Raw genomic sequence first — 16,179 nt, 5'->3', positions numbered from 1 at the left:
TATCGTCAGACGACCCATGCGCGCAAGGGGTCAGGCGAGATCGGTACCCGTCAGCAGCCGGTAGGCCTCGAGATACCGCAAGCGGGTCGCCGCGACGACCTCGTCCGTGAGCGCAGGCGGTGCGGACTCTCCCGCACGGTCCCAGCCGGAGGCTGGGGACACGAGCCAGTCGCGGATCGGCTGCTTGTCGAAGCTCGGCTGTGCCCGTCCGGGCTCCCAGCCCTCGACCGCCCAGAACCGCGACGAGTCGGGTGTGAGGACCTCGTCGCCGAGAACGATCGCGCCGGTCACCGGATCGGTGCCGAACTCGAGCTTGGTGTCCGCAAGGATGACTCCACGCTCCCGGGCGACAGCCTCGGCGCGCGCATACACGGCCAGGGTCAGCTCGCGCAGGCGCGTCGCGGCGTCGAGCCCGATCTGCCCGACGACGACCTCGAAGCTCACGTTCTCGTCGTGCTCTCCCACCTCCGCCTTGGTCGCCGGTGTGAAGATCGGCTCCGGCAGGCGCGAGCCGTCGACGAGCCCGTCGGGCAGCGGGACACCGCAGACGGAACCGCTCTCGCGGTACTCCGCGAGCCCGGACCCGGTGAGGTAGCCGCGGACGACGCACTCGACCGGGAACATCTCGAGCCGGCGGCAGACCATGGCACGCCCCACGACCGCGTCCGGCACGAGCCCGTCGCCCGGCATCGCCGACGGCTCGGTGCTCACCACGTGGTTGTCCACGAGGTCGCCGAGCTGCTCGAACCACCAGAGGCTCAGCTGCGTGAGGACGGTCCCCTTGTCAGGGATCCCTGGGTCGAGGACGTGGTCGTAGGCGCTCACCCGGTCAGACGCGACGACGAGCACCACGTCCCCGAGCGGGTGCGCACCGCCGAGGTGCGACAGGTCCGGCTCGTAGAGGTCGCGCACCTTCCCCGAGTAGACGTGACGCCATCCCGGCAGGTCGAGGCTCGACGTCTCGAAGCCCGTGCTGCGCTCGCTCACGATGCATCCGCCGCGTCGGCTGCGTCTGCCGCGACGACCTTCGCTGCGATGTCCGTGCGGTGGTGCGAGCCCGGGAGCGTGATCAAGTCGATACCCGCATAGGTCGCCCGGCGCGCCGCACGCAGGTCCTCGCCGACCCCGACGACGGACAAGACCCGGCCTCCGGCCGCGACGAGGCCGCCCTCACCGTCCTCGGCCGTCCCCGCGTGCATGACGTGGACGCCCGGCAGCGACTCCGCGTCACGCACACCGGTGATCGCACCGCCGGACACCGGGGCTGCCGGGTACCCGTCCGCGGCGATCACGACCGTGACCGCGGCCTCGTCGCGCCATCGCAGGTGCGGTGCGTCGACGAGCGTCCCGGTCGCGGCCGCGAGCAGCAGGGTCGACAACGGCGACTCGAGCCGCGCGAGGACCACCTGCGTCTCCGGATCGCCGAACCGGGCGTTGAACTCGATGACCCTCGTCCCCCGGCTCGTCAGGGCGAGCCCCACGTAGAGAACACCGACGAACGGGATGCCTCGCGCACGCATCTCGTCGATCGTCGGCTGCGCAACCCGGGCGACGACCTCGTCGACGAGGCCCTCGGGCGCCCACGGAAGAGGGCTGTACGCCCCCATGCCGCCGGTGTTGGGTCCTGCGTCGCCGTCGAACGCGCGCTTGAAGTCCTGCGCGGGAGCGAGCGGGACCACGGTCGTCCCGTCGCTGATGCAGAAGAGCGAGACCTCCGGGCCGTCGAGGAACTCCTCGATGACCACGCGGGGGTCGCCGCCGCGGTCAGGGTTCGCGAAGCACGCCTGGGCGTGACGGATCGCGTCGAGCCGCACGTCGGTGACGACGACGCCCTTGCCTGCAGCGAGCCCGTCGTCCTTGACGACGTACGGCGGGCCGAACGCATCGAGCGCGTCGCCCACCTGGTCGATGGTCGAGCACACGTGCGCCATCGCGGTCGGCACCTCGGCTGCCGCCATGACGTCCTTGGCGAAGGCCTTCGAGCCCTCGAGCCGGGCGGCGTCGGCGCTCGGGCCGAACACCGGGATGCCCGCCGACCGCACCGCGTTCGCGACGCCGGCGACCAGGGGCGCCTCGGGCCCGATGATCACGAGCTCGGCGCCCACGCTCTGCGCGAGCTCGGTCACGGCGACGTTGTCGAGCGCGTCGACAGGGTGCAGGGTCGCGAGGGCGCCGATCCCTGGGTTTCCGGGGGCGGCGTGCAGCTCGTGCCCTCCCCCGTCAGCCGTCTCCTGCGCGAGCGAATGGACGATGGCGTGCTCACGGGCACCAGAACCGATGACGAGGATCTTCACGGACGCGAGTCTATCGGCGAGGACGCGTCCCGGGGCCGACGTCCACAAGGGGACGCCGTGCGGCGCCGCGGGGTCCCGCGGCGCCTGCGACGAACCTCAGTCGATGAGGTCGAAGCGCTGGATCGTCGCCTCGCGGTCTGGTCCGACGCCGATGGAGGACATCCGGGTGCCAGACATCTCTTCGAGCGCGAGGACGTACTTCTGCGCGTTGACCGGAAGGTCCTCGAACGTGCGCGCTCCCGTGATGTCCTCGGTCCAGCCGTCGAGCTCTTCGTAGATCGGCTTCGCGTGGTGGAACGCGCTCTGGTCCGTGGGCATCTCGTCGAACCGCACGCCGTCGACGTCGTACGCCACGCACACCGGGATCTTCTCGAGGCCGGTGAGCACGTCGAGCTTCGTGAGGACGAAGTCGGTGAGGCCGTTGATCCGGCTCGAGTACCGCGCGACGACCGCGTCGTACCAGCCGCACCGACGCGGACGGCCCGTGGTGACACCGAACTCGTGACCGGTCGCGCGCAGGAACTCGCCCGACTCGTCGAAGAGCTCGGTGGGGAACGGCCCCTCGCCGACACGGGTCGTGTACGCCTTGATGACGCCGACCACACGGTCGATGCGCGTCGGCCCGACACCCGAGCCGGTGCAGACCCCGCCGGCCGTCGCGTTCGACGACGTCACGAAGGGGTAGGTGCCGTGGTCGACGTCGAGCATCGTCGCCTGGCCGCCCTCGAAGAGGACCGTCTTGCCCGCGTCCAGCGCCTGGTTGAGGACGAGCGCGGTGTCCGCGACCATCGGGCGCAGGCGCTCCGTGTACTGGAGCAGCTCCTCGACCGTCTCGTCGACCGTGATGGCCCGGCGGTTGAACACCTTCACGAGGAGGTGGTTCTTCTGGTCGAGCGCCCCCTCGACCTTGGCGCGCAGGATCTTCTCGTCGAACAGGTCCCACACACGGATGCCCGTCCGGCTGATCTTGTCGGCGTACGTCGGACCGATGCCGCGGCCCGTCGTGCCGATGCGCCGCTTGCCGAGGAACCGCTCGGTGATCTTGTCCATCGTCCGGTTGTACGGCGCGATGACGTGCGCGCTGCCGGAGACGAGAAGACGCGAGACGTCGACACCGCGCTCGATGAGCGCGTCGAGCTCCTCGTAGAGGACCTCGATGTCGACGACGACACCGTTGCCGATGACCGGCGTGACGCCTGGAGAGAGGATCCCGGAGGGCAGGAGATGGAGCGCATACTTCTCACCGCCGACGACCACGGTGTGTCCCGCGTTGTTCCCGCCGTTGAACTTCACGACGTAGTCGACGCGCGACCCGAGCTGATCGGTCGCCTTGCCCTTGCCTTCGTCGCCCCACTGGGCGCCGACGACTACCACGGCTGGCATGGATCCCCACTTTCAAGCTGCCTGTCTGGGGCGGCAGCCCGCGTCGACATCGCGGGGCGCTCCGGGCCTCCGGGCGGCAGTGAACCCGATGTCCCCGACGAGTTTACCGGTTGTCGGCTCTCAACGCAGCGACGCGACCTCGTCCGGGGACGTCCCGGCGTCGAGAAGGAACGTCGTGCAGCGCGTCGCCTCCTCGGTCTCGCCGATCTGCTCGGCCGACTCGGCGAGCGCGAGGAGCGCCCGGAGGAAGCCCTGGTTGGCCTGGTGGTCGGCCGGCACAGGCCCGTGGCCGCGCCAGCCGGCCTTGCGCAGGGAGTCGAGCCCGCGGTGGTACCCGGTCCGCGCGAACGCGTAGGCCGTGACCTCGTCGCCGCGGTCGAGGGCGCCCTCGGCGAGCAGCGCCCAGACGTAGGACGACGCCGGGTAGTCGCGTGCGACGAGGGCGACAGCGCGTCCGCCCTCGACCTCGGCGCGGGCGGCGACGTCAGGGTGGTCGGCGCCGAGGCGTGTAGGCGGCGGGCCGTCGAGCAGGTTGACCGTCGGGCGCGGCGGGGTGGGCGTGGCGGGGCTCGCTTCGTGGCTCATGCTCCCCATTCTGCCCCGCGCAGTTGTGCACGCGTGCGGCCGCGTGGCTAGAGTCGACCCATGATCGAGATCGCTACATCGCCCGCGACGACAACGCTCGTCATCGCAGGTGATCTCGACCTCGCCGAACGTGACCAGTTCCCTGAGCTCACCGCACGCGTCGTCGGGCTCCGCCGTCAGCTCCTCGTCATCGACATGTGCCGGGTGACGTTCATGGACTCGACCGGGGCTGCGTTCCTCATCTCGCTCGCCGACGCCGGCCGCAAGCGCGGCGGCGCCACCGTCCTGCGCGGGTGCGACGACCGTGACCTCTTCGTCCTCGAGGTGTGCGGTGCGCTGGACCTCTTCCGCATCGACCCAGAGCACGAGTGCAACCCGGTCACACCAGCGACGGGCGTGCCGCTCGTCCCCAGCGTCTAGCCCAGCGTCCAGGTCGACGGAACCCGCGCGTCGACGGACCACGCAAGACCCGCTGCTCCCGCCAGGTGCGCGACCGCTAGGTGCGCGACCGCTAGGTGCGCGACCGCTAGGTGCGCGACCGCGCCGACCGTGCGCCGCTCTCCCGCACCTTCGCCCAGACGAGCTTGCCCGTGCCGCTCGGCCGCCACCCCCAGTCCGCGAGGCGCTCGACGATCTGCATGCCGTAGCCGCCCATGCGGTTGGCGTGCCCGTCGGTCGTGACGGGTGGTGACGGGTTGGAGTCTTCGACCTCGATGCGCAGACCGTCTCCGGTGTCGAACAACCGCAGCGCGATGTGCCCCCACCCGTGCAGCACGGCGTTCGCGACGAGCTCGGACACCACGAGCTCGGCATTCGCGACGTCGCGGATCTCCCACACCTGGCACGTGCGCAGGACCGCGTGGCGAGCCCGGCCGATCGACGCCGGCTCGCTCGGGAGCAACCACCGGCGAGACCGAGGGCTCAACGTCGACGCCGAGGTGTCTGCTCCAGGATCAGGGACGCGCACGACGACGACGGCGACGTCGTCCTCCGGCGCGTCGGCCAGCCGCGCGAGGAGCTCCTCGCCGATCCCTGCGGCATCCATCGCGGTCACCCGCTCCGAGGCCTCGACGAGCGCCGCCAGCCCGTCGCGCAAGGAACGGTCGCGACGCTCGATGAGCCCGTCCGTGTAGAAGATCAGCGCGTCGCCCGGCACCAGCGTCTCCGTCGCCGTCGCACGCGACCGTGAGCCGAACCCGATGAGAGCGCCCCCGGCTCCGCTCAGCTGGTGGACCTGGCCGTCACGGACGAGCAGGGGCGGGAGGTGCCCCGCTCGCGAGTACTGGATCTCCCAGCTGGACTCGTCAGCCTGGCGCAACGTCGCGTACACGAGGCTCGCCGAGCGCGGGATCCGCATGCCGACGAGCAGCTGGTCGACCCGCTCGAGGACCGTCCCGGGCGAGGTGAGCTCGAACGCGTACGACCGCACGACGGACCGCAGCTGGCCCATGGCGGCAGCGGCCTCGATGTCGTGACCCACGACGTCACCGATGACGAGGCCGGCGACCCCGTCGTTGATCTGCAGGACGTCGTACCAGTCGCCGCCGACCTGCGCGTGCTCGGACGTCGGGGCGTAGAACGTCCACACGTCCAGGCCCGGGATCTCGACCTGCTCCGGGAGCATGGCGCGCTGGAGGGTCTCGGCGAGCTGGTGCTCGCGAGCGTAGAGCCGCACGTTGTCGATCGCCATGCCCACCCGGCGCGAGACGAGGTCGAGGAGCGTCGTCGTGGCCCCGTCCAGCCCCGCGCTCGATTGGTCCTGCTGGCTCGTCACGAGGATCCCGAGCACCCGACGTCGACCGGACACAGCGCTGACGACGACGAACGGCTCGGTCTCGCCCGCGTCGTGCGCGACGTCCATCTTGTCTCGCACGGAGCGTGCCAACCAGCGCGCGACGGTCCCCACGGGGTAGTCGGTGCGCAGCTGAAAGCTGATGGGTCCGGTGATGAGGCCGTCGAGGAGGTCACGCAGCGGGTCGATGAAGGTGGTGGCGGCGTGCTCGAGGGACGTGCTCGCGCCCGGTGCGCGGGCGTCGCCCAGCGCGTCCATCTCCACGCCGGTCTCGCGTGCGATCCGGTGGGCGCCACGGGTGGTCACCGAGTGCGCGTTGATGCCCTCGGCGAAGCGCAGCCCACCGTCGTCGAGGAAGAACCCCGCCCAGCCGACGACGCCACGCTCGAGGATCGTCGCGATCTCGCGCAGGACCTGCGGGTAGTCGAGATCGGTCAGGAGGTCGGAGACGAGGGAGATCGTGTCGAGCGTCGTGCGGGCATCGTGCTCGACAGCGAACGAGCGTCGCTGCTCCTCACACTCGCGGACCTGACGCGTGACATCGGCGACGAAGCACGACCGGTGGGTCACGTGGTCGGCGTCCTGCGATCCGGGGCAGGCGTCACCGTTCGCGACCCCGTCGGCGGACGGGACGACAGACATCGTGTACTCGAGCCACAGCGAGGTCCCGTCAGCCCGTGTCCCTGGGGACCGCCAGGTCACGGAGCCCTCCAGCGCCAGGCGCTCCTCGAGGGCTGCACGGTCGACCGGGACGGCACCTGGCGGGTCGAGGACCGTCAACGGCTCGCCGACGATCGCGTCAGCGTCCAGGCCGGTCAGGCGCGCGAGAGCCGTGTTGGCCCAGACGATCACTGCCCGGTCGTGGTCGACAGCGAGCAGGACGGCCGGAAGGCTTGCAGACTCCATCGCACGGTCCCGCAGACCAGACAACGACGCATCCGTGACCGGCTCCAGGGCACCGTGCTCGCGCCCCACGCCCGACGTCGACGATCTCACCCACGTCCTCCAGTTCGTAGTGGAACTTCCAGGGGTACTACTCTCTCAGAGAGCCATCGCACCGGTGATAGCTCGTCGGGGGTAGACGGCGCACTAGTCAACGTCCCCGCACCACGACACAATGATCATCTGTCGAAGGGAGCTTTCGTGGGCGACGCTAACACCCCTACCGCTGGTAGGCCTCCTGAGTCATCAGGCGAAGCGGCACGTGTGGACACCCCCTTGGCGAGCCTCGGGGCGAGCGAACCTGGAGCCGTCCACGTGATCGTGGGCGCCACCCACTCGCGCATCCTGCTCTCCGGCGAGATCGACGCGGACATCGTCGCGGACCTGCACCAGGCCACGCAGGACGTCCAAGAAGCTGGGCTGCCCGTCGAGATCGACGCGCACCACGTGACGTTCATGGACTCCACCGGCGTGGCGTTCCTCGCCCGGCTCACCGCGATCAGCGACAGGCCGGTACGGATGCTCCGCACCCCGCCGACCGTGCGGTTCCTCCTCGAGGTCACCTCTATCGGCGAGCTTCTCCAGATCGACGACGACGCAGACAGCGAGCCCACGGACCCCGCAGCCACCTTCGACGCGGACCTCGAGCCCGCACGCACCGGGGCGCCGTCCACCCCGGAGATCGGCTGACCCCGCCCGCACCGGGCGGACGCACCTGCAGCACACCGTCCTGAGCACAGACGAAGGCCCCGGCGAGATCGCCGGGGCCTTCGTCGTGCGTGCGTGTCAGCCGATGGAGTGACCAGCGGACCGCAGCTGCTGCGCAGCCTCGACGACGCGCTGGGCCATGCCGGCCTCAGCGGCCTTGCCCCAGGCGCGGGGGTCGTACATCTTCTTGTTGCCGACCTCGCCGTCGATCTTGAGGACGCCGTCGTAGTTCGCGAGCATGTGGCCGGCGACCGGACGCGTGTACGCGTACTGGGCGTCGGTGTCGACGTTCATCTTGATGACGCCGTTGTCGACCGCCTCAGCGATCTCCTCAGCGGTGGAGCCGGACCCGCCGTGGAAGACGAGGTCGAACGGGTTCTCCTTGCCCAGGACCGAACCGACGCCGTCCTGGATCTCCTTGAGGAGGGCCGGGCGCAGCTTGACGGCACCGGGCTTGTAGACGCCGTGCACGTTGCCGAACGTCAGAGCCGTGAGGTAGCGGCCCTTCTCGCCGGTGCCGAGCGCGCGAACGGTCGCGAGGCCGTCTTCGACGGTCGTGTAGAGCTTCTCGTTGATCTCGGCCTCGTGGCCGTCTTCCTCGCCGCCGACGACGCCCACCTCGATCTCGAGGATGGTGTGGGCTGCGACCGAGAGCTCGAGGAGCTCTTCGGCGATGAGGAGGTTCTCCTCGAGCGGCACGGTCGAGCCGTCCCACATGTGGGACTGGAACGTCGGGAGCTTGCCGGCCTTGACCTGCTCGGTCTCGAGGGCGAGGAGCGGGCGGACCCAGGAGTCGAGGTTCTGCTTGGCGCAGTGGTCCGTGTGGATCGCGACGGTGATGCCGTAGCCCTTCGCGACCTCGTGCGCGTACGCAGCGAGGGCGAGCGAACCGGCGACGCGGTTCTTGACCGTCGAGCCGGACGCGTACTCCGCGCCACCGACGGATACCTGGATGATGCCGTCGCTCTCGGCCTCAGCAAAGCCCTGGAGAGCGGCGGTGATGGTCGACGACGACGTGATGTTCACGGCGGGGTAGGCAAACTTGCCTGCGCGCGCGCGGTCGATCATCTCGGTGTAGACCTCGGGGGTTGCGATCGCCATCAAAAACTCCTGTGAGAGAGGGACGTCAGTGGGACTTTCGCATCAAGTTTTGCACGAAACCTAGGCGGTGCGTGTGGGCCGTTCGACCCGTGGGTGAGTCGACGATCCTGGTGTCGTGCACGACAGGGCTACCGGACCTCCGGGATCGTCGCGTGCTGCTGCACCCATGCGTGCATCGCGATCGCCGCTGCGGCCCCGGCGTTGATCGAGCGCGTCGACCCGAACTGGGTGATGTGGAGGATGTCCCGGCTGGCGGCCCGTGCTTCCTCGGTGAGCCCGGTGCTCTCCTGGCCGAAGAGCAGCGCGCACTCGCGAGGGAAGGCATAGCCCTCGAGCGGGACGGACCCGGGCACGTTGTCGATGCCGATGACAGGGACGCCGGCGCTCCCGGCCCAGTCGAGGAACGCAGCGACGTCCGGGTGGTTGCGCACGTGCTGGTAGCGGTCGGTGACCATCGCACCCCGGCGGTTCCACCGACGGCGCCCGACGATGTGGATCTCCTTCGCCGCGAACGCGTTCGCCGTCCGCACGACGGAGCCGATGTTGAGGTCGTGCCCCCAGTTCTCGATCGCGACGTGGAGCGGGTGCCTGCGACGGTCGAGGTCCGCGACGATCGCGTCCATCGTTAGGTACCGGTACCCGTCGACGACGTTGCGGCGGTCGCCCTCCGTGAGCAGCTCGGGGTCGTAGTCGGGGTCGAGGTCGCCGCTCCCGGTGCGCGGCCACGCCTCGGGCCCGCCCGGCCACGGCCCGACGCCGACGGTCTCCGCCGTCGTGGTGGAGGGCGTCGGGTCTGGTGGCTGGGTCATGTGGTTCATTCTCCCGCTCTGCGGTCCCTCTCTGCACCAGAATGTTCACATCTCACGCGCGCTCTCGACACCCCTGGGCAGCCCCACCCCGTACCCTTGGCGGGTGACTACAGTTGACCTCTTCGTGACCGCGAGCGACCAGGTGGTGGCCCTCGGCCCCAGCTGGCTCAATGCTGACAGCCTCATCTCGTCGTTCGGCACGTACGCCCTCATCGGCATCGCGGTCGTCGTCTTCATCGAGACAGGGCTGCTCTTCCCCTTCCTGCCAGGGGACTCGCTGCTGTTCACCGCGGGCATGCTCGTCGCACGCGACGAGCTCGACTTCCCCCTGTGGCTCCTGTGCGCGCTCCTCTTCGTCGCGGCGTTCGCCGGCGACCAGGTCGCGTACTTCATCGGCCGCAGGGTCGGACCGAAGATCTTCAACAAGCCAGATTCTCGCTTCTTCAAGCAGGAGTACATCACCCAGACGAACGCGTTCTTCGTCAAGTACGGCGGCCGCAGCATCATCCTCGCGCGCTTCGTGCCCTTCGTGCGGACGTACGCCCCCGTCGCTGCAGGCGTCGGGAAGATGCCGTACCGGCACTTCGTCAGCTTCAACGTCATCGGCGCCCTCCTCTGGGGCGTCGGGATCACGCTGCTCGGCTACTTCCTCGGGCAGATCACCTTCGTGCACGACAACATCGAGGCGATCCTCGTCCTCATCGTGTTCGTCTCCGTCATCCCGGTGATCCTCGAGGTCGGCCGCGGATGGCTCGCCAAGCGCAAGGAAGCCGCCGTCCTGCCCGCAGCAGAGGAGAAGGTGGCCGTCGCTCCGATCGGCGAGGCTCCTCGCCCAGGTCACCCCGGAGACGAGGCGCAGCGATGACTCGCGCGATCGAGTCGTGGCTCACGGACATGGACGGGGTCCTCGTCCACGAGGGCAAGGCCATCCCGGGCGCGTCAGAGTTCATCACGACGCTCCGGGACAAGGGCCGCCCCTTCCTCATCCTCACGAACAACTCGATCTTCACCGCACGTGACCTGCGGGCACGGCTCGCCGCATCAGGGATCGAGGTTCCTGAAGAGTCCATCTGGACGTCGGCGCTCGCGACGTCCCAGTTCCTCTCGGACCAGATCCCCGGTGGCAGCGCCTACGCCATCGGCGAGGCGGGCCTCACGACCGCGCTCTACCAGGCGGGCTACACGCTCACCGAGTCCGACCCCGACTACGTGGTCCTCGGCGAGACGCGCACGTACTCGTTCGAAGCCATCACGAAGGCCGTCCGTCTCATCCTCGGCGGCGCCAAGTTCATCTGTACCAACCCGGACCCGACCGGGCCGAGCGCCGAGGGCCCCCTCCCCGCCACGGGCGCTGTCGCCGCGATGATCACCCGCGCGACGAACCGCGAGCCGTACTTCGTCGGCAAGCCCAACCCGATGATGTTCCGGTCGGCGCTCAACCGCATCGACGCCCACTCCGAGTCGACCGCGATGATCGGCGACCGTATGGACACGGACATCGTCGCCGGCATCGAAGCGGGCCTCCACACGTTCCTCGTGCTCACCGGGTCGACGAAGGTCAAGGACGTCGACAGCTTCCCGTTCCGCCCGAGCACCGTCGTCAACTCGATCGCGGACCTCGTCGAACGTATCTGACGCTCAGGCTGGAGCGCCGTTCGTTCAGGGGACCAGCACCACCGTGACCACGGCCGCGAGCACGACCGCTGCGATGACCGCGAGCACGATGATCCCCGCGAAGCCGAACGGGTGGCGCTCGACCCACGAGACCGACCCTGGGTGACGCTGCGTGAGCAGCTTCGGGGTGAGAACCTCCTGATAGACGACGGGCACCGGACCCATCGCGTAGGCCAGCCCTTCGAGGTCGGCCGGGTTCCAGAGCGCGCTGCCCAGACGCAGGACACGGCGGCCCTGGCGGTCGAGAGCGAAGAGCGTGAGCTGCACCCGGCCGTCGCTCGCGCTCACCTGGTAGGGAGTCAGCACGACCGCCCCGAGATCAGCGCGGGCGAAGGTCGTCGTCCGGACGAGGCCACGGATCGAGACGGTCAGCGCATCCATGCGGACCCGCGCACAGCTCAGGTAGAAGAAGACCCCGCCGAGAGACAGGGCCCCGACGACGACGGTGATGATCAAGCCTGCGATACCCGCTCGGAGATACAAGAACACCACGAGGACGATGAAGACGATCGGTGTCTTGGTGAGGAAGCCGCGGTACTGCGCACTCGAGGGGCGAACCTCGATGTCACCTGTCTGCTGGGGCGGCTGCGCACCGTACGCCTGCGGCGCAGGCTGTCCGTAGGCCTGCGGGCCGGGCTGTCCGTACACCTGCGGTGCCGGCTGTCCGTACGCTTCCGGGCCACCGGGCTGTCCGTACGCTTCTGGGCCAGGCTGCCCAGAGGTGGGCGGTTGCTTGGTGAGATCGGTTCCGGAGCTGGGGTCCACGCCATAGGTCATGACCAGGAGCGTAGGCCCGAGAGCCGCAGCGAACCATGGGGAGCAGTCCCCCGCGAGGGCTGAACCGGTGGCTCTCTGCAGGTCAGGCGCTGAGCGCCGCCACGGCGACGGCCCCCGTGCACAGGACGCCCAGGCCGAACGCGACCGCTGCCTGGACCGAGAATCGTGCCCAGACCCGACCGGCGGGCACGGCGTACCGGTCGTGCCCAGCGCCAGACCCGGAGTCAGGGCGCACGGAGCGGACCGACTGGAAGTACTGCGCTGCCTGGGAGGAGGTCGGGTTGCCCGGATCGTGAGCAAGGAAACGGGAGCTGGCCGAGCTCTGGGCTACAGGCCATCGTGTGATCTCAACGCTCGTCGTCATAGGACGGAGCGTATGGTCGGGTGAATTTTCTGGCGATGGGGACAACTGCCCATCGGGGGTGGAGCAGCAGACGCGCACCCGGTGACGTGCGCTGCTGGCGCAGCCAGCAGCGCCGTCCGGTCAGGAGAGGCCGAGGTCCGCGAGGCCGAACAAGGAGAGGTAGGGCACGCCGTAGGCCTCGATCTTCTCGCGAGCACCGGTCGCACGGTCGACGATCGTCGCTACCCCGACGACCTCTGCGCCTGCCGCGCGCGCTGCCTCGATGGCCGCGATCGGCGAACCGCCGGTCGTCGTGGTGTCCTCGACGACGACGACGCGACGCCCCGCGATGTCGGGCCCCTCGATCTGGCGCTGCATGCCGTGCGCCTTGGCAGCCTTGCGCACGACGAACGCGTCGAGGTCCTGACCACGCGAGGCTGCCGCGTGCAGGAGCGCGGTCGCGATGGGGTCGGCACCGAGCGTGAGCCCGCCGACCGCGTCGATCTCCGCAGTGCCGAGCCCGGCTTCTTCGAGCGCGTCGAGCAGGACGTGCCCGATGAGCGGGGCGGCCCGGTGGTGGAGGGTGACGCGTCGGAGGTCCACGTAGTAGTCGGCCTCACGGCCAGAGGAGAGCGTCACTTTTCCGTGGACGACGGCGAGCTCCGCGATGAGGTCGCGGAGCTGCTCGCGCGGGGTCGGGGAGAGGAAGGAGGGGGCGTCGGCGCCAGGTGTCTCGGTCACGCCCTCAGGCTAGCGGGCGCTAGGCCGAGCGCGCGGTCCCGCCCGCTCCCCCGGACGCCTGGAGTGCTCGCACGGCAGAGCGCGGCAGGACGCGGAGCAGGCCGGAGGCGGCGCGGTAGCGCAGGCTCGGGGTGGAGATGACGGCACCTCGGCGCACGTCGGCGAGCGCTGCGGTCACGACGTCGGCAGCATTGAGCCAGGCGATCTCGGGGAACCCGGAGTAGTCGATGCCGGCGCGGTCGTGGAACTCGGTGTGGACGAACCCCGGGCACAGGGCGGTCGCGGTGACGCCGGTGCCCTTGAGGTCGACGGCGAGACCTTCGGTGAACGCCCGGACCCACGCCTTGTGGGCGGAATAGGTGCCGGACGCGGTGAGGGCCGCGACGGACGAGACGTTGAGGATGGCTCCGCGCTCGCGAGGGAGCATCTGGTCGAGGCAGGCACGGCTGAGCACCATGACGGCGCGGACGAGAACGTCGAGGGACGTCTCCTGTTTGTGGATGTCGCCGGTCGTGAAGTGCTCGTGGACGGCGTAGCCGGCGTTGTTGACGAGGAGGCTCACGGGGTTCTCGGTGGTCCGTAGCCGCTCGGCGACGCGCTCCGTCTGCTCGCGGTCGGCCAGGTCGGCGGGCAGGACCTCGACGGTGACCCCGGCGGCCGCGCGCAGCTGGCGGGCGATGCTCTGCAGCCGTTGTTCGTCGCGCGCGACGAGCACGAGGTCGTGGCGCGCTGTTGCGAGCTGCCAGGCGAATTCGAGTCCTAGGCCGGCGCTCGCGCCGGTGATCAGTGCAGTTGCCATGATGCCACCCTACCGATCTGCTGGTGCGCTACGACGACGGGATGGTCTGAGCCACCGGTCCGAGCCCCACGAGGTCCAGCGCGTCCTGCTGGGTCATGAAGAGGTCTCGGTAGTGGCCCTCGGTGGCGAAGAGCTCCTCGTGCGTGCCCGCCTGCATGATCCGTCCCGCCTGCATGACGAGGATCCGGTCCGCGTCGACGATGGTGGACATCCGGTGGGCGATGACGATCCGGGTGCACTCGACCCGCCTGAGGTGCTCCGCGATCCTCGTCTCGTTGAGGACGTCGAGGGAGCTCGTCGCCTCGTCGAGCAGGAGGATCTTGGGGTTCTTGTAGATGGCGCGGGCCAGTGCGATCCGCTGGCGCTGCCCGCCCGAGATGTTGGCTCCCATCTCGCTGATCCGGGTGTCGTAGCCCATGGGCATCTGGAGGATCTCGTGGTGGATCTGGGCGGCCTCCGCGGCCTGGACCACGCGCGCCGGGTCGTGCACCGCGCCGCCCATGGTGATGTTGTCTCTGATCGACTTGTTCTGCAGGTCGATCTCCTGCGGCACGACGCCGATCATCGAGTAGAACGCCCGGCGGTCGAACTCCGTGATCGGGCGGCCGTCGTAGGTGACGGACCCGCCCGTGGGGCGTTGGAGACCGGACAAGACCTGGCCGAGGGTCGTCTTCCCGGAGCCCGAGGTGCCGACGATGGCGATCTTCTGCCCCGGGGCTGCGTCGAAGGAGATGCCCTGGAGGACGTCCGCGCTGTTGTCCGTGAAGCGGAAGCGCAGGTCGCGGACCTCGATGCGGCCCTGGACCTCGCCCGTGAACCCGTCCTCGGGCCAGGCCTCGGGCTCTGCGCGCGTGATGTCGACGAGACGTTCGAGGTACGAGGTGGCGACGAGGTACTGGGAGAACGCCGCGAAGATCGACGTGGAGAGCGCGAAGAAGCTCGTCGACAACGCCTGGAACGCGACGGCCTCCCCCAGGCTCAGGGTTCCGGATGCGGCCATCATGAGGCCGAGGAGCAGGATGACGAGCGGTGCACCTGTCCGGGCCACCCCGACGAACGAGTTGACCCACCCCTGGAGGACGGAGCGTTCGCGCATCCGTGCGAGCCCCCGCTCGTACGTCGTCGACCAGTCCTGGAAGAACTCGTCCTCGACGCCGGCGACGCGCAGCGACGCGATCGACGAGACGGCTTCGATCTGCAGGCCCTGGGTCTTGCTGAACTCGGTCATCTCGGCGTTGAGCGCGTTGAGGATCGGCGTGCGCGTGACGACGAGGACGACAGAGATGAGCAGGAAGAACCCGAGAGCGACGAGCGCGAGCTGCACCGACTTCGACGCCATGTAGGCGAAGACGACGACGATCATGCCGGCGTCGAGCACCCCGGCGATCACCTGGGTCGCCAGGAGGTCACGGAGCGAGCTGACGCTCGCGAGGCGATAGATGAGCTCACCGGGGCTCCGCGTGCCGAAGTACCTGTAGGGCAGCGTCAGCAGGTGCTTGAAGGTGGTGCCCATGAGCGTGCGGCCGAACACGACCGTGAGCCGCGTGACGAAGACGACCTGTGCCTGCACGACGCCGAAGAAGGTGACCGCAGCGACGACCGCGAGCGTCTTCGTGAGCGTCGAGAGCCCCACGTCCCCGTCGGCGACGAAGCCGTCGACGAGGCGCTGCGTGATCATCGGCACCGCGAGGCTCACGCCGTAGGTGATGAGGGAGAAGACGGCCACCCCGACGAGGGGAGCCTTCGCGTGCTTCATGTGTGCGAGGAACTCGCGCCAGACCCACGGCTCCCGGTGGAGGTCCGGCTGGAAGTCGGCTGTGGGCGTCGCGAGGATGATGATCCCAGCGAAGTCGGCCTCGAACTCCTGGGCGGAGAGCACCACACGGCCTCGTGCAGGGTCGAGCACCGTGACCGTGCCTCGGACGATGCGCTCCACCACGACGAAGTGGCTGTTGCGCCAGAACGCGATCACGGGCAGCCGGACGTCCCGCAGCCCGGCGAGGTTCGCGCGGAAGGTCGTGACTGCGAGCCCCCTCGACTCGAGGACACGACGGATGTCGCGGACGGACAGCCCGTCGCGCCCGACGTCGAACTCTGTGCGCAACGAGACGAGGGACTCCTTGCTGCGATGGTGCGTGAGGATCATCGACGCACAGCACAGCCCGCACTCGGTCGGCGTGATCTGGATCGTCGGACGCAGACGCGAGATCACGGTTCACCCCGCTCGTTCG

Annotated in this window: 16 protein-coding genes; 4 read left to right on the top strand and 12 right to left on the bottom strand. The window is 69.4% G+C overall.

Annotation, left to right across the window (positions count from 1 at the left end; genetic code table 11):
- Window positions 1–30: 30 nt before the first annotated feature.
- From ATL42_RS14680 to ATL42_RS14665, 4 genes are all read right to left on the bottom strand, one after another.
- Complete coding sequence (locus ATL42_RS14680; protein WP_425443216.1) at window positions 31–990, bottom strand: phosphoribosylaminoimidazolesuccinocarboxamide synthase; 960 nt, start codon at window positions 988–990, stop codon at window positions 31–33.
- Complete coding sequence (gene purD, locus ATL42_RS14675; RefSeq protein WP_098455993.1) at window positions 984–2,294, bottom strand: phosphoribosylamine--glycine ligase; 1,311 nt, start codon at window positions 2,292–2,294, stop codon at window positions 984–986. Before purD ends, ATL42_RS14680 begins: the two co-directional genes overlap by 7 nt.
- 96 nt (window positions 2,295–2,390) lie before the next feature.
- Window positions 2,391–3,677 carry an adenylosuccinate synthase gene (locus tag ATL42_RS14670; protein WP_098455992.1) on the bottom strand — a complete coding sequence of 429 codons (1,287 nt, stop codon included), beginning with the start codon at window positions 3,675–3,677 and terminating at the stop codon, window positions 2,391–2,393.
- A gap of 120 nt (window positions 3,678–3,797) precedes the next feature.
- The gene (locus tag ATL42_RS14665) at window positions 3,798–4,271 is read right to left on the bottom strand and encodes a DUF3151 domain-containing protein (protein ID WP_425443205.1); all 474 of its coding nucleotides are present in this window, start codon (window positions 4,269–4,271) and stop codon (window positions 3,798–3,800) included.
- A 51-nt stretch (window positions 4,272–4,322) separates the two neighbouring features.
- Here ATL42_RS14665 and ATL42_RS14660 point away from each other — a divergent pair, with 51 nt between their 5' ends.
- Window positions 4,323–4,682: an STAS domain-containing protein gene (locus ATL42_RS14660; RefSeq protein ID WP_098455990.1), complete on the top strand. Its 360-nt coding sequence runs from the start codon at window positions 4,323–4,325 to the stop codon at window positions 4,680–4,682.
- Window positions 4,683–4,788: 106 nt separating this feature from the next.
- Here the strand turns inward: ATL42_RS14660 and ATL42_RS14655 are convergent, their stop codons facing one another.
- On the bottom strand, window positions 4,789–7,050 hold the full coding sequence (locus ATL42_RS14655; protein ID WP_245862605.1) for an ATP-binding SpoIIE family protein phosphatase: 2,262 nt from the start codon (window positions 7,048–7,050) through the stop codon (window positions 4,789–4,791).
- Window positions 7,051–7,260: 210 nt separating this feature from the next.
- On the opposite strand from ATL42_RS14655, the gene ATL42_RS14650 reads away from it, so the two are divergent.
- A complete protein-coding gene (locus ATL42_RS14650) occupies window positions 7,261–7,686 on the top strand; it encodes an STAS domain-containing protein (protein WP_245862601.1) in 426 nt (141 codons plus the stop codon).
- A gap of 96 nt (window positions 7,687–7,782) precedes the next feature.
- Here ATL42_RS14650 and fbaA read toward each other — a convergent pair whose 3' ends face one another.
- Window positions 7,783–8,805, bottom strand: a complete 1,023-nt coding sequence (gene fbaA / locus ATL42_RS14645) for a class II fructose-bisphosphate aldolase (RefSeq protein ID WP_098455988.1) — start codon at window positions 8,803–8,805, stop codon at window positions 7,783–7,785.
- 128 nt (window positions 8,806–8,933) lie between these two features.
- Entirely contained in the window at window positions 8,934–9,614 is a 681-nt protein-coding gene (locus ATL42_RS14640; RefSeq protein ID WP_098455987.1) for a TrmH family RNA methyltransferase, read from the bottom strand.
- Between the two features lie 103 nt (window positions 9,615–9,717).
- Between ATL42_RS14640 and ATL42_RS14635 the strand changes: the two genes are divergently transcribed.
- Window positions 9,718–10,479, top strand: coding sequence for a VTT domain-containing protein (locus tag ATL42_RS14635; protein ID WP_245862599.1), 762 nt, complete (start codon window positions 9,718–9,720; stop codon window positions 10,477–10,479).
- The gene (locus ATL42_RS14630; protein WP_098455985.1) at window positions 10,476–11,249 is read left to right on the top strand and encodes an HAD-IIA family hydrolase; all 774 of its coding nucleotides are present in this window, start codon (window positions 10,476–10,478) and stop codon (window positions 11,247–11,249) included. The genes ATL42_RS14635 and ATL42_RS14630 overlap by 4 nt, the downstream gene beginning before the upstream one ends.
- A 24-nt stretch (window positions 11,250–11,273) precedes the next feature.
- Here the strand turns inward: ATL42_RS14630 and ATL42_RS14625 are convergent, their stop codons facing one another.
- The 5 genes from ATL42_RS14625 to ATL42_RS14605 all read right to left on the bottom strand — a co-directional run bounded on the left by ATL42_RS14625 (window position 11,274) and on the right by ATL42_RS14605 (window position 16,160).
- Window positions 11,274–12,065 carry a hypothetical protein gene (locus ATL42_RS14625; RefSeq protein ID WP_143556782.1) on the bottom strand — a complete coding sequence of 264 codons (792 nt, stop codon included), beginning with the start codon at window positions 12,063–12,065 and terminating at the stop codon, window positions 11,274–11,276.
- 82 nt (window positions 12,066–12,147) lie between these two features.
- Window positions 12,148–12,429: a hypothetical protein gene (locus ATL42_RS14620; RefSeq protein ID WP_098455983.1), complete on the bottom strand. Its 282-nt coding sequence runs from the start codon at window positions 12,427–12,429 to the stop codon at window positions 12,148–12,150.
- 120 nt (window positions 12,430–12,549) lie between these two features.
- Window positions 12,550–13,149, bottom strand: a complete 600-nt coding sequence (pyrE, locus tag ATL42_RS14615; RefSeq protein ID WP_098455982.1) for an orotate phosphoribosyltransferase — start codon at window positions 13,147–13,149, stop codon at window positions 12,550–12,552.
- A 19-nt stretch (window positions 13,150–13,168) separates the two neighbouring features.
- Window positions 13,169–13,948 carry an SDR family NAD(P)-dependent oxidoreductase gene (locus ATL42_RS14610; RefSeq protein WP_098455981.1) on the bottom strand — a complete coding sequence of 260 codons (780 nt, stop codon included), beginning with the start codon at window positions 13,946–13,948 and terminating at the stop codon, window positions 13,169–13,171.
- 28 nt (window positions 13,949–13,976) lie between these two features.
- Window positions 13,977–16,160: a peptidase domain-containing ABC transporter gene (locus ATL42_RS14605; RefSeq protein WP_098455980.1), complete on the bottom strand. Its 2,184-nt coding sequence runs from the start codon at window positions 16,158–16,160 to the stop codon at window positions 13,977–13,979.
- Window positions 16,161–16,179: the final 19 nt, after the last annotated feature.

Source organism: Sanguibacter antarcticus (assembly GCF_002564005.1).
Taxonomy (GTDB): domain Bacteria; phylum Actinomycetota; class Actinomycetes; order Actinomycetales; family Cellulomonadaceae; genus Sanguibacter; species Sanguibacter antarcticus.
This window is presented reverse-complemented; position numbering and strand designations above follow the sequence as displayed.

Coding starts and splice junctions, on each gene's coding strand:
- ATL42_RS14670 (WP_098455992.1), bottom strand. CDS start 3,677: ATGCCAGCCGTGGTAGTCGTCGGCGCCCAGTGGGGCGACGAAGGCAAG.
- ATL42_RS14665 (WP_425443205.1), bottom strand. CDS start 4,271: ATGGGGAGCATGAGCCACGAAGCGAGCCCCGCCACGCCCACCCCGCCG.
- ATL42_RS14660 (WP_098455990.1), top strand. CDS start 4,323: ATGATCGAGATCGCTACATCGCCCGCGACGACAACGCTCGTCATCGCA.
- fbaA (WP_098455988.1), bottom strand. CDS start 8,805: ATGGCGATCGCAACCCCCGAGGTCTACACCGAGATGATCGACCGCGCG.
- ATL42_RS14640 (WP_098455987.1), bottom strand. CDS start 9,614: ATGACCCAGCCACCAGACCCGACGCCCTCCACCACGACGGCGGAGACC.
- ATL42_RS14630 (WP_098455985.1), top strand. CDS start 10,476: ATGACTCGCGCGATCGAGTCGTGGCTCACGGACATGGACGGGGTCCTC.
- ATL42_RS14625 (WP_143556782.1), bottom strand. CDS start 12,065: ATGACCTATGGCGTGGACCCCAGCTCCGGAACCGATCTCACCAAGCAA.
- ATL42_RS14620 (WP_098455983.1), bottom strand. CDS start 12,429: ATGACGACGAGCGTTGAGATCACACGATGGCCTGTAGCCCAGAGCTCG.
- ATL42_RS14610 (WP_098455981.1), bottom strand. CDS start 13,948: ATGGCAACTGCACTGATCACCGGCGCGAGCGCCGGCCTAGGACTCGAA.